General features: G+C 51.4%; 10 protein-coding genes. 7 read left to right on the top strand and 3 right to left on the bottom strand.

The window, feature by feature from the left end; all coding sequences use genetic code 11:
* Positions 1-149: 149 nt before the first annotated feature.
* Positions 150-665 (bottom strand): GNAT family N-acetyltransferase, encoded by a 516-nt coding sequence (locus tag L855_RS18290; protein WP_159790404.1) that lies wholly within the window; start codon positions 663-665, stop codon positions 150-152.
* A gap of 564 nt (positions 666-1,229) precedes the next feature.
* On the opposite strand from L855_RS18290, the gene L855_RS18295 reads away from it, so the two are divergent.
* The 3 genes from L855_RS18295 to L855_RS18305 all read left to right on the top strand — a co-directional run bounded on the left by L855_RS18295 (position 1,230) and on the right by L855_RS18305 (position 5,322).
* On the top strand, positions 1,230-3,998 hold the full coding sequence (locus L855_RS18295; RefSeq protein ID WP_159790405.1) for a bifunctional acetate--CoA ligase family protein/GNAT family N-acetyltransferase: 2,769 nt from the start codon (positions 1,230-1,232) through the stop codon (positions 3,996-3,998).
* Positions 3,999-4,124: 126 nt separating this feature from the next.
* Positions 4,125-4,691: a Uma2 family endonuclease gene (locus L855_RS18300; RefSeq protein WP_159790406.1), complete on the top strand. Its 567-nt coding sequence runs from the start codon at positions 4,125-4,127 to the stop codon at positions 4,689-4,691.
* Between the two features lie 55 nt (positions 4,692-4,746).
* A complete protein-coding gene (locus tag L855_RS18305; RefSeq protein ID WP_159790407.1) occupies positions 4,747-5,322 on the top strand; it encodes a Uma2 family endonuclease in 576 nt (191 codons plus the stop codon).
* On the opposite strand, the gene L855_RS18310 is transcribed toward L855_RS18305, so the two are convergent.
* Positions 5,298-6,866, bottom strand: a complete 1,569-nt coding sequence (locus L855_RS18310; protein ID WP_159790408.1) for an FAD-dependent oxidoreductase — start codon at positions 6,864-6,866, stop codon at positions 5,298-5,300. The two genes, L855_RS18305 and L855_RS18310, sit on opposite strands and share 25 nt — an antisense overlap.
* A gap of 317 nt (positions 6,867-7,183) precedes the next feature.
* Here L855_RS18310 and L855_RS18315 point away from each other — a divergent pair, with 317 nt between their 5' ends.
* The 4 genes from L855_RS18315 (at position 7,184) to L855_RS18330 (ending at position 11,072) form a co-directional block, all read left to right on the top strand.
* Positions 7,184-8,446 (top strand): hypothetical protein, encoded by a 1,263-nt coding sequence (locus L855_RS18315; protein WP_159790409.1) that lies wholly within the window; start codon positions 7,184-7,186, stop codon positions 8,444-8,446.
* Between the two features lie 435 nt (positions 8,447-8,881).
* Positions 8,882-9,523, top strand: a complete 642-nt coding sequence (locus L855_RS18320) for a MotA/TolQ/ExbB proton channel family protein (protein ID WP_159790410.1) — start codon at positions 8,882-8,884, stop codon at positions 9,521-9,523.
* Positions 9,524-9,559: 36 nt separating this feature from the next.
* Positions 9,560-9,979, top strand: a complete 420-nt coding sequence (locus L855_RS18325; protein WP_159790411.1) for an ExbD/TolR family protein — start codon at positions 9,560-9,562, stop codon at positions 9,977-9,979.
* Between the two features lie 115 nt (positions 9,980-10,094).
* Positions 10,095-11,072 carry an ABC transporter ATP-binding protein gene (locus tag L855_RS18330; protein ID WP_343039328.1) on the top strand — a complete coding sequence of 326 codons (978 nt, stop codon included), beginning with the start codon at positions 10,095-10,097 and terminating at the stop codon, positions 11,070-11,072.
* Positions 11,073-11,084: 12 nt separating this feature from the next.
* Here L855_RS18330 and L855_RS18335 read toward each other — a convergent pair whose 3' ends face one another.
* Positions 11,085-12,455, bottom strand: coding sequence for a hypothetical protein (locus tag L855_RS18335; RefSeq protein ID WP_159790413.1), 1,371 nt, complete (start codon positions 12,453-12,455; stop codon positions 11,085-11,087).
* Between the last annotated feature and the right edge of the window lie 70 nt (positions 12,456-12,525).

Genomic DNA, 12,525 nt, shown 5'->3' on the forward strand with positions numbered 1-12,525 from the left:
GGAAACTGTGGAAAAGTTGAATTAATCAGCTTTTCTTCCTGGCTACCCGAGGTCAACAACTGTGGAAAAACTGTGGAAAAGTCCACCCAGAAATTCTCTCTTCAGGGGTCATCCTCAACTTAAGGTACGTCCCTAAAATCGGACCCAGACTACCTCTGCAAGGGCGATCGCCCAGACCCGAGCCGATGCCCTAAAATCATCAAATCCCGTTCCACGCCATCGAGTTGAGCAATCCTCGGCAAATAGCCCCACTCCTGGAACTTCGCCTGCTCAAACAGACCCAAACTTGCCAAGTTATGAGCAAACACAAACGCCAGGAGTGTCGTGAGATCCAACATGGGAGCATTGGCCACCGCCAAATCCAAAAGGAACCGTCCCAACCCTTGTCGCTGATATTCTGGGTCAATATAAATTGCCAGTTCCGCCGTCGCTTCATAGGCGGGCCGACCATAAAACGGACGAAAACTAAGCCAACCCACCACCCGATTATCTCGTTCCGTCACCCAGAGAGGATACTGATGAGGAGAATGCCCCGCAAACCAAGGACGGCGACTCTCAACGGATACTGGGGCTAAATCCGCCGTCGCCATTCGCCCCGGAATAGCGGCATTATAAATTCCCACAATCGCCGAGAGGTCATTCGAGTGAGCATGACGGACATTCATAGGCGTAGGAAACTAGGGAAAATGGTGGGTAAATAAGACATCATCAAGACCGGCGTGGGGTGTTACAAGGTGGGGGATATCGGTTGTACTCGGGTTCGTGGCCTGAGGGCACCTGAACCTAGGTTGGATTTTGGGCGACCTGAGTTCGTGAGTCGCAGCCTAGGGCCAAACTCCCTCCCCGACAGCCTTCTACGAGATGCTAGGTCCTTCTCAGACCCGCCCCCCCTTGATTTGTGATCCGGTACACTACCTTCAATCCAGTAGAGCCTTAAAATGTAGCAAGTCTTACCTACATTTTGCAACTTTTTCTAATTAATATGAAGCAATAGTAAAACTATCTTAAAATTCAGCATTGTTTCGGGATCTCCCGGTACACTGAGGCCAATGGAGACTAAGGGCATATCATGCCTTCACTCTCGGTCACTTGTCCTGGGACGATATAAGGGCGAATGTCATGATGCTAGTAGAGTTACGGGAACTTGGTGCAGTCCTGCTGATCCATGATCCCAGCCCTTAAATTGCCATTCAATTGTCCTAAAAATCGTTTTTTAATGGAGTCAACCTATGGTTACGACAATCCCCTATAAAACCGATCCGGCTCATGATGTTCTGCGGTCTCAAAGTGATTTACTGCGAGCCATTTTTACTCCAACAAATGTTGCCGTAATTGGCGCCACAGAAAAGCCGAACAGCGTAGGGCGGACGTTGCTGTGGAATCTGATCAGTCACCCCTTTGGCGGGACGGTGTTCCCGGTCAACCCCAAACGCAGTAGCGTCCTGGGGATTAAAGCCTATCCTGACATTGCCTCAGTCCCCGCCCAAGTGGATTTAGCAGTCATTGCTACTCCTGCCCCCACGGTTCCGGATCTGATTCGCCAATGTGTTGCCGCTGGCGTGCGCGGGGCAATTATCCTCTCGGCGGGATTTAAGGAAGTGGGGGAAGCGGGCCGAGAACTCGAACGACAAATCTTGGAAGCCGCCCGGGGCAAAATGCGCATTGTCGGACCCAACTGTTTGGGCGTGATGAGTCCCTTATCAGGTCTTAATGCGACCTTTGCCGGTTCCATGGCCCGTCCCGGAAGTGTGGGCTTTATTAGCCAGAGTGGCGCTCTGTGTACCTCCATTTTAGACTGGAGTTTTCAATCTAATGTGGGCTTTAGTGCCTTTGTCTCCTTGGGGTCAATGTTGGATGTGGGTTGGGGGGATCTCATCTACTATCTTGGCGATGATCCCCGCACGGAAAGCATTGTCATCTATATGGAGTCCATTGGCGATGCCCGGTCTTTCCTGTCGGCGGCCCGAGAAGTTGCCCTCAGTAAGCCGATTATTGTCATCAAAGCTGGACGCACTGAAGCCGCTGCTAAGGCCGCTGCCTCCCATACTGGGGCCTTAGCGGGGAGTGATGAGGTCTTGGATGCCGCCTTCCGACGGTCAGGGGTGTTGCGCGTGTATCACTTGGCCCATTTGTTCTATATGGCGGAACTGTTGGCTAAACAACCGCGCCCGAAAGGCCCCCGTTTAACGATTTTGACCAACGCGGGGGGTCCCGGTGTCCTCACCACGGATACTCTCATTACGGAAGGAGGGAAACTGGCGGAACTGGCCCCGGAAACCTTGGACCGTCTCGATGAGATTTTGCCGCCTCAATGGAGTCATGGCAACCCCATTGATATTTTGGGGGATGCCGATCCCGATCGCTATGCCAAGGCCTTACAAGTGGCGGTGCAAGATCCCAATAGTGATGGCTTGATTGTGGTCTTAACGCCTCAAGCCATGACCTCCCCCACGGAGACGGCGGAGAAACTGAAAGCTTGTCCTATAGAAGGCCGTAATAAAAAGCCTATCTTTGCGAGTTGGATGGGGGGGGCGGATGTGGAAGCCGGGGCCCGGATTCTCAATCAGGCCAATATCCCGGCGTTTCCGTATCCCGATACGGCGGTGCGGATGTTTAACTATATGTGGCGCTATAGCCGCAATTTGCGCAGTTTGTATGAAACGCCGATGTTGGTGCAGGATGATGAGGAGGAGGAAACGGCAGGCCGCCTTCCCTTAGCCCATATGATTATTCAGACTGTCCGAGATGCTGGGCGGACTCTGTTAACGGAGTTTGAGTCGAAGCAACTCCTGGCCAGTTATGACATCCCCATTGTTGAAACTCGCATCGCTAAGACGGTGGAGGAGGCCATAGCTGCCGCCAAGGATATGGGCTATCCGGTGGTGTTGAAACTCCTCTCAGAAACCATCACCCATAAAACGGACGTGGGAGGGGTACAACTGAACCTCAATGACCAAGAGGCGGTGGAGAAGGCCTATCAACGGATTCGCGATCGCGTTAGTGAACTCCATAGCGAGGAAGATTTCCATGGGGTGACGGTTCAGCCGATGTTGAAACTCGACGGCTATGAACTGATTATTGGCAGTAGTTTAGATCCTCAGTTTGGTCCGGTATTGCTGTTTGGAACGGGGGGACAGTTGGTGGAGGTGTTCCGCGATCGCGCCCTGGGGCTTCCTCCTCTCAACACTACCCTGGCCCGCCGTTTGATGGAAAACACAAAAATCTATACCGCCCTCCAGGGGATTCGCGGACGAGATCCCATCGATTTGGTGGCCCTAGAACGACTGCTGGTGCGTTTTTCTTATTTGGTGGTCGAACAGCCCTGGATTAAGGAAATTGAGGTCAATCCCCTCCTGGCGAGTCCCGAACGCTTGATTTCTCTGGATGCACGGGTGGTACTCCATCCACCGGATACGGATGTGGCCCATTTACCGAAACCGGCGATTCGCCCCTACCCCAGTCAGTATGTGGGACAGTGGACGGTTCGCGATGGACGGGAGGTGACCATTCGCCCCATCCGCCCGGAAGATGAACCCATGGCGGTGAAGTTCCACGAAAGCCTCTCAGACGAAAGTGTGTATCTCCGCTACGCTCACGCCTTTCAACTCAGTCGTCGGGTGACTCATGAACGCCTCTCCCGCCTGTGTTTTATTGATTACGACCAGGAAATGGCCCTGATTGCGGACTATCGCAATCCTGAGACGGGAGAACATGAACTTGTCGGGGTGGCCCGTTTGAGTCTGATTCACGGAACCCGTGATGCGGAGTATTCCTTATTGGTAAGCGATCGCTTCCAGCATCAGGGGTTAGGGACGGAAATGACTCGCCGTTCGATTGAAATTGCCCGCGCGGAAGGTGTTGATTTGGTCTTTGCCGAAATTCTCTCGGATAACCGGGCCATGCAACGCATTTCTGAACATCTTGGCTTCAAGATTGAACGGATTTTAGGGGAGTCGATGGTTCGGGCGGAGATGCGCTTAACCGGTGAGGCGTCATGATTGTTTGAGACCTCCTAAGTGGGGTTAGTTTGGCTTAGCATAGGGTATAGGGTCAGTCTTGGATGAACGGGCTGGGCCTATGCCCTATTTGGTTTAGTGTTAATTTTGTTTTGATGAGGACTGCTCATGGTCACACCGACACAGGTTTGGACGATTCGCGATCTCGATGCGATGCCCGATGATGGGGGTTGGACTCGCTATGAAATCATTGATGGAGACCTGTTTGTGACTCGCGCCCCTCATTTTCGTCATCAGGATGTTAGTGGAAATCTCCAGTTTGAACTCCAAGTCTGGTCTCGGGAAACGGGCTTAGGTCGGCCTCTGGCGACTCCAGGGCTGATTTTTAGTCCTCGGGATGCGGTGATTCCTGATTTGGTCTGGATCAGTCAATCTCGGTTAGAGACTGGGGTGGATGCGTCGGGACATTTGACGGTGGCCCCGGAGTTGGTGGTAGAGATTCTCTCTCAAGGGGAAACTAATGAACAACGCGATCGCGAGGTGAAGTTAAAACTCTATTCTCTCTATGGGGTTCAGGAGTATTGGCTGGTGAATTGGTGGCTGAAAACGTTGGAGGTGTATCGTCGTCAGGATGCCCAACTCCAGCGGGTTCAGACCTTGCTAGAGGGCGATCGCCTAACCTCCCCCTTATTTCCTGAGTTTGAGGTGGAAGTTGCCTCTATTTTTTCTTCTTAAATCTCAGGTTAGTTAATTGAAAAAAGAACTTGTACCTCAACAGGACAACCTACCTATGATAGTAACATCAACGCAAACCTACAGCCCTGCTGACTATCTGGAATTAGAAGAAATAGCCTCAGTTCGCCATGAATATCGCAATGGAGACATAATTGAAATGACTGGGGGAACTCCAAATCACAATGAACTCATCCGCGTCTTGACGGTCATTCTAAGTTTGTCCCTGGCGGGAAAACCCTATCGTTTATTTCTGGCGGATCAGCGCCTTTGGGTTCCTCAAGCGAACCTTTATACCTATCCTGATATTCTGGTTCTTCCAACTCCAATTGAACTTCAAGAGAGGCGAAAAGATACAATTTTAAATCCAGTCTTTATTGCCGAGGTTCTATCCGATTCCACCCGCAACGATGACCGCAGTGAGAAATTTGCGGCGTATCGAACCATTCCCAGCTTCCGAGAATATCTCCTAATTGACCAGTCTAAGATGTATGTGGAACAGCATCTCAAGCAAAATTCTAATCAGTGGTTGATGACTGAATATCAAGACCCTGAACAGAATGTTGTTTTGGAATCTTTAGGCGTTGATTTAAAGTTGAAAGATTTGTATCAAAACCTTGACGTTTCCTCATAATCATTTCCAGATCCGTAATACCAAGCATCAGCCCAACGCCGGAGTTGATAGCGTTGCTGGGGATTGTCAGACTCACGACTCCATTGCGCGATCGCCCGCCCCAGGGGATTCAAGGCTTGATAGCCTCCCAACGCGAGATAGTGACGTAGCCAATTGAGTAACGGGGGAATCCCCACTTGAGGAACCACTTTCGCCACGGTTAGAGGACTAGAAATCGAAGTCCGAAATAGGGCTTGGGATAAACTGCCAAATTGGACGACATCTTGCAAAAAGGGACGTAACACCTCATCCCCGGCTGCGTTCATGGCTTGAAATACGGCGGCTAATAACCCATTGATGGCTTGGTCGTCTCTGACGGTTTCTGTTGCGCCGACGGTCATGGTTTGTTGAAATAGCCAGGTGACGGAGAGATTGGGTTGATAGGGTTGTAGGAGGTCTAGGGATGGGCGATCGAGACAATCGGCGGTTAAGGCTTCACTAATTCCCTGGGTTAGCCGGTTCAGGTGACGCACCATGGCCCCAAAACCGCCGAAACTGAGGGGGGATTGACTGCCGCTACTGTCGCCAATGGGGAGAAGTCGGGGAAAGGGCGATCGCACGGGGGAATTGCGATAACTGGGAAACATCCCAAATAAGGCCCGTTTGACGTCGAGTTGATCGAGTTGACATTGTTGATACTCGGGGAGAAGTCGCAGATATTCGTCAAAGAAAAACTCTAAGCTAAAGCGATCGGGATGGGTGTCGAGATAGGTAAATAGATAGGTGGTGCGTCCATCTCGGGCCGGGAAGGCTTCCCAGAAATACTGACATTGGTTGAGAATCGGGGTGAAGGAGACGAATAAATCTCCTGTCTCATTTTTAGGATAGCCTTGGGCGCAGGTTCCCACCACCAAACAGACGCTATCGGGCCGTTGCTGGCCGCGAATTTGTTGGATAATGGGGGAAAAATGCCCCATTGCATCGAGAAGTAGGCGAGTGGTGAGAACTTGGCCATCTGTGGTCACTCGCACCCCGTCGGGATGAATCTCGGCCCTTTGAAAACTAATCTGTTCCAGGAGGGTTCCCCCAGCGGCGAGAAATTTCTGTTTTAGGATGTCGAGGAGATAGACGGGATCGACGCCGATGTTGAGGATATCCTCGACCCAGATTTCTGGACTTCCGGGAAACGCTACCCGGGCTGGGTTATACTCACTGGCGATCGCCGTCTGCAATTCCTCGGGAGTCAACAACTCCAACTCGACAAAGGTTTGCAATTCACTGCGGGAGATGTTCCATTCCTGGTCGCGCCCTTTGAGGACTCCTCGTTCCAAAATGGCTACCCGCCATCCCCGTTGGGCTAAACTTGCCCCCAGGAGGATTCCCAGGGTTCCACCACAGATGACTACATCCCACTCGCACTCTCCGAGGGAGTCTGGGGATTCCTGGACAACCTGAGGACTGGGGGGAGGGGTTTGGCGCAGTTGACTCCAGCGGCGATCGGCGCTTTGTAAGCCTCGCCAGGGATTACCGGGAATTTGAGTGAGAAGGTCTTGGCTTTGGGACATGGGGGTGGGGGAACGGGGAACTGGTGATGATCACTCTCTTCAGCTTAGGGGAATTTGAGGGAATGACCAGTCCCTTATTGCCAAGATATACTAATTAGCTCCATAATGAGTTCCGTCTCTTGAGCTGTCTTAAGTCTCTGATATGGCAACTCCTATGACCGTCTGTCAAGGTTGAGCGATGACTGACCCGCCTAGGGTTGGGGCAAGTTTATTAACAATAAGTGGCAATAAATATAAGGACGCAGGCTAAGGGCGATTCACAAGGCTTGCTTATGATTAATGAGCGATTTTGACGTGTTTATCGAGAAGAGGGCGCAATGTTACAGTACAGCCAGTTAATTAAAGACCAGCGATCGCAGGACATTCAACGGCTAAAACGGCTGTTGTGGGGCTGTTTGGGGGGGTCGGCGATCGCCCATGGTGTGGTGATCGGCGCTGGGCTATTGACGCGATCGCCCGATCTTCCCCGGGTTCAAGCCGACGAACCCCTAGAATTGGTGCTTTTGCAAGAGTTCGCCCCCGCAGCGGTGGACCCTTTAGACTCAACGCCAGACCCAGTTAGCGACAGTTCCCCCCTGGAGGCGAGTCCTCTGGAGGCGGATGTGAATTTTACTCCCGATTTTCCGGCTGAGGTCGCTGATGGGTCAACCCCGGTTGAGAGGAGTCAGGATGTCACGCCGGACTCACTAGAGGACAGGTCCCTGACTGAACCAACGTGGGTGGAGGAGTCTCTGGTGAAGGAGTCTATAACGGAAGACCCTCTGGCGGAAGACTCGTTACGGTCGGAGTCGGTCACGGACACAGTTAACGCCAGCCCCATTACACCGGGGACGATGGCGACGAGACTGTTTAATTCGGGGAGTGAGTCCTCCCAAGGGTCATCCGCAGGGGATGAGGAGACGCGCGATCGCCCCCAAGCTTTGCGATCGCCTGTAGCCCCCAGTCGCCAAGGTCGGCCCTCTCCTCCCCCAGCCCCCTCTCCCACTACGTCAGAAACGGGAACGGGAACAGGAGGGGGTTTAGCCTGCGCGGAAGGCTGCGAGGGAACCTATGAAGCGTCTGACTCAGACAGATTGGAACGAGATCCTCTGATTCGCGCCCGTCGCAATGAACGGGGAGAGTTGGAGTATGAGTTAATCGAGTCTAGTGGAAGTGACGCCGCCGATCGCGCGGCCCTGGAAACGGCCCGTCAATCTCGGTTTGAGGGCGATCGCGATGAGTTCCTAATCCGGGCGCAAGTGGCCCAGGATGAAGAAGAAGCCCGGCGATCGCGCGAACGGGTTGAACGACAACGGGAACGGGCCCGACAAGCGGCTGAACCCACTCCGAGACCTGATTCTCAAGAGACGGCGGTTCAGGAATGGGACAATCCTCCCAGTTCAACGGTGAACTCTGATTGGGAGGAGGACGTTATCCCGGAACCCCTGGCTGAACCCTCGGTTGAGGAGAACGTTCCCCAGCCGGAGGCTACACCTACCCCAGAACCGGTGTATGAGGACGCGAAAGAACCGGTGTATCAGGAACCCGTTTATCAGGAACCCAAACAACCGGTATATCAGGAACCGATGCAAAAAAAATAGGGACTCTCCTGACTCCCTTCTCGGGAGATCAAGCATCGGTCTGTCAGAGGGTTCATTTTATTCATATTGTTCATTTTCTTGACTGTTCATGCTGCGATCGCCTCTTTTCCTTATTTCTGTACTCAGCCTGAGTTTGAGGCGGGCAAACCTCACGGTGAAAGGGTTTGGGAGTTTCACGATGGGAGTCGCTATGAAGGACCCTCAGTGAATGGACGCTTTGAGGATTTGCCGAGGGGGATGTCTATGAGGGACACTTTGAGGGGGGTTAGATGACTGGGGAGGGCCGCCTACAGTTCCAAAATGGCGATCGCTGTGAGGGGGAATTTGAAGGGGAATTTCAGGAATGATGTTTCCATCAATTGGCTGGAACTGGTGATTGAACGTTAGTTTGGCTTGGAATTGGGTTAACGTAGGATTCACGTGAGGAGACGCATCATGAATTTAAATATCTTGACATCGAGTGGTGTTGTTGCCATTCCATTGCTAATTTTTTCCGTATTATCTTTGGCGTTAATTGCTGAACGCTGCTACTTTTGGATTCAACTTTTGCGCCAGCAAGACCGGATTATTAAAAAGGTCTTTCGTTTGGTGGAGTCTGATTGCTATTCGGCAATTCAACTGCTGAAGAAGAATCTTAAATTTCCCATGTGTCGAATTTTTTTGGAGGCGTTGGAGTTAGATGACCCCACCATTGAGGAGTTTCAAATTGCCCTAGAAACTGCCGCCCGTGCTGAAGTGCCGGTGTTACGTCGCTTTAATACTGTATTTGATACAATTGTCGCCGTTGCGCCCTTGTTGGGGTTATTGGGAACGGTGTTAGGGTTGATGACCTCCTTTGCGTCGTTGCAGTTAGGAGATGTGAGTCAAAGCGATACCATTGGGGTGACGGGGGGGATTAGTGAAGCCCTCGGGTCAACGGTGTTAGGCTTGGTGGTGGCGATTTTTACGTTGCTATTTTCCAATACGTTTCGGAGTTTTTACCGTCGTCAGATGTCTCTAATTGAAGAATACTCGGGTCGCCTAGAGTTACAATTTAGGAAGTTAAAACCAAGGTCTAGTGTATCCATGAAGAATTAGCTGACTTTCGCCATGATTTGCCATCTAGATTGAGCCATGAAACTGCTTGACGACGACCCAGATATTCCAGCACAAATCAACATTGTCTCTGCGATTGATGTGATTTTTGCCATTTTAGCCTTCTTTATTATCTCCAGTTTATTTCTCACCCGAAATGAAGGCTTACCGGTGAACTTACCCCAAGCCCAGAGTTCCCAAGTTCAACAGGAGACCCGCATCACCGTCTCGGTGACCGCTGAGGGAGAGATTCGCGTTGATGAAGATGGGGTGACCCTAGAGACGTTACAAGACCGAGTTCGCCAACAAATGGCGCAAGCGGACACCAGCTTAGTGGTGTTGAACGCCGATGAAGCGATCCCCCATGGTCAGGCGATCGCCATTATGGATCGCTTACGTCAAATCGAAAACCTGCGCCTGGCCATCGCCACCCAGTCCCACCGTAACCCAGCCGATTAAATGACATCACCCCTGAGTTACCCCAGCAAGTCCCCTCAAATTCACTATCCTCGGGTGTTTCTGGTCACCCTGGCGTTACTGGGCCTCCTCGTGGGGGTGGGCTAGTATTGGCAGCTTGATTGGCTTTGTGGGGCTGATTATTCCCCATGGGGTGCGCCTGTTGGTGGGATCAGACCATCGTTTGAGTTTACCGCTGTTAGCCCTGGGAGGGGCGATCATCCTGATTCTCGCTAGAATACTGACTATCGATAACACAGGAACTATGCGGGGAACCCCAATCCGTCCATCTCAAACTGGTAAGACTATCCCCATCGCCGCCTCTGACCTGACTGGAGGTTATAGCAAACAGGCGATTATCAGGGATATTTCCTTAACCCTCCATGACGGTGAATGGCTAACCCTGATTGGGGCCAATGGGTCAGGGAAATCGACTCTGCTGCGGTTGCTGAGTCGTTTGCTTCCCCGCCAACGGGGCCAGGTGTTTCTGGCCGGAGATTCCCTTGACCAACTCTCGAACCAGGCCGTGGCCCAAAAGTTGGCGGTTCAAACTCAGCAACAGCCTTCTGTTCCTGGAGGGATGACCGTTTGGCAATTGGTGGCGATGGGGCGATCGCCTCATCAACCCTGGTGGCAATGGGACAGTAGCCCAGAAGACCGCTATTGGATTGAAAATGCCCTAGAATCGACAGATTTAAGGGATTTTGCTGAGCGTCCCTTGGTTCAGCTATCGGGCGGTGAACGACAACGGGCGTTTCTGGCCCTGGCGTTGGCCCAAAATCCTCAGGTCTTGTTCCTCGATGAACCCACCACCTTTTTGGATGTTCGCTATCAATTGGAACTGTTGGAGTTACTGAAACGCTTAAATTGCGATCGCCGTCTCTCCATTGTCACGGTTCTCCATGAAATCAACTTAGCCGCCCGCTATAGTCATCGTCTCGCGTTAATCCAAGAGGGGCAGATTCGAGAAATTGGCCCCCCAAAGGAGGTGTTAACGTCCGAGAACCTTAAGCAGGTGTTTGATATCGAAGCCTTAATCCTGGATACCCCCGTTGGCTTACAGGTTTGTCCCTTGCGTTCGGCCCAGTCTCACTGAGGAGTCTCTAGGTCAGGATCTGGCGACAGGTTGCGATGGGATCTCCTCGGTTTCTTCCTCTGGGAAGTCATCGCGAGGTTGGAAGTAATGGAATAGGTTAGCAAGGGCAAATTCGGAGGCTTCGTTGAGGTACTGAGGAATTAGGGTTCGATGACCTTCTTGCTGGGCGCGATCGCAAATATAGTCAATGCAATCAACCCGTAACTGGGGCTTCATCATCAGCCGAATCTGGTCACAGAGGGCTAAGGGATGAGATTTTTGCTTAAAGTCTTCATATTGGGCGATCGCCGGGAGTTGAGACAGTTCCTCCCCAGAGAGTTCGCGATCGGAGGCGGGAGGGTCACTAATTTTCAGGGATTGCAGTTGTTTTTTGTCTTCTGGGGGGAGCGATCGCACCCAATCGAGTTGATTGAGTTCCACGTCCAAGAACGCTAAATCATTATCATAAATATGCAATAATTCAGGTCCAACAAAATCCAGATCGGCTTCCGTTTCACAGCGATCGATGACCTCAACTCCATCCTTACGGATATGCTCGGCTAAACTCCGTAAAGACTGACAGGAAGACCCCAGTTGATTTTGTAGGGAATAGCTACGAGCAATTTCATACTCAATCAGCCAAGCACATTCAACCCGTCTTAAGTGTCCAGGAGCCTTAACATCGCCTAAGATATTGGGATTACGATAAATGGATAAGGCTTTCCCCAACATTGACCGAGCGTTCGCTAAATCCGTATTACGAATTGACTCATCATCACAGGATAAACCCGTTTTAATTAATTCGATTGCACCGCTAAATTGACCATAGGCTTTCACCAACTCCATCCGATGCTGCTCAAATTTAATATCGTCAGCCACTCGATCTAACTGTTCTTGAATGGCTTGTCCTTGATCTTGAATGAGTGAGGTAAGGTCCAGAAAACCTTGCTCAATTTTGATTCCTAGCTTTTCAACATCTTCTCGCAGTTTGAAAATTTGCCTTAGGCTGACTGCACCGATAGCAACATTTGCCACAGTTCCCACCCCAATGAATCCCATAGTCGTTTGTAATACGCCCAAAGACCTGGTGACGTGAGCAAGCTGTCCGATAATATGCTTGTTTTGCTGAACAATATGGTGATTTTGGGCAACAGATATAACTCCAGTCAACCCAGCAATTGGATTCATCCCCAACAAAGAGGTTTGAGCCATTTGACCGGCGACATTACCTAAAACCTGACCAAGCGCCTGATTCCCGGTCACACCAATCGCATGACCCACAATGCGACCAGTCGCCTTATCGCGGGCCACGCCAATCAGTGGACCGGCTCCTGTCTTAACAATCTCGTATGCCCCAGCTGCCAGGCCCGCTTGAAGATGAGGCGGAAATATAAAACTTACCATGGTGAGACCCCAAACTAGGAGAATAACCCTGATCCTAGCAGTTTTTTCGATATTTGATAAGGTTTGTTTT

This window comes from Sodalinema gerasimenkoae IPPAS B-353 (genome assembly GCF_009846485.1).
GTDB classification, from domain to species: Bacteria; Cyanobacteriota; Cyanobacteriia; order Cyanobacteriales; family Geitlerinemataceae; genus Sodalinema; species Sodalinema gerasimenkoae.

Coding starts and splice junctions, on each gene's coding strand:
- L855_RS18290 (WP_159790404.1), bottom strand. CDS start 665: ATGAATGTCCGTCATGCTCACTCGAATGACCTCTCGGCGATTGTGGGA.
- L855_RS18295 (WP_159790405.1), top strand. CDS start 1,230: ATGGTTACGACAATCCCCTATAAAACCGATCCGGCTCATGATGTTCTG.
- L855_RS18300 (WP_159790406.1), top strand. CDS start 4,125: ATGGTCACACCGACACAGGTTTGGACGATTCGCGATCTCGATGCGATG.
- L855_RS18305 (WP_159790407.1), top strand. CDS start 4,747: ATGATAGTAACATCAACGCAAACCTACAGCCCTGCTGACTATCTGGAA.
- L855_RS18310 (WP_159790408.1), bottom strand. CDS start 6,866: ATGTCCCAAAGCCAAGACCTTCTCACTCAAATTCCCGGTAATCCCTGG.
- L855_RS18315 (WP_159790409.1), top strand. CDS start 7,184: ATGTTACAGTACAGCCAGTTAATTAAAGACCAGCGATCGCAGGACATT.
- L855_RS18320 (WP_159790410.1), top strand. CDS start 8,882: ATGAATTTAAATATCTTGACATCGAGTGGTGTTGTTGCCATTCCATTG.
- L855_RS18325 (WP_159790411.1), top strand. CDS start 9,560: ATGAAACTGCTTGACGACGACCCAGATATTCCAGCACAAATCAACATT.
- L855_RS18335 (WP_159790413.1), bottom strand. CDS start 12,455: ATGGTAAGTTTTATATTTCCGCCTCATCTTCAAGCGGGCCTGGCAGCT.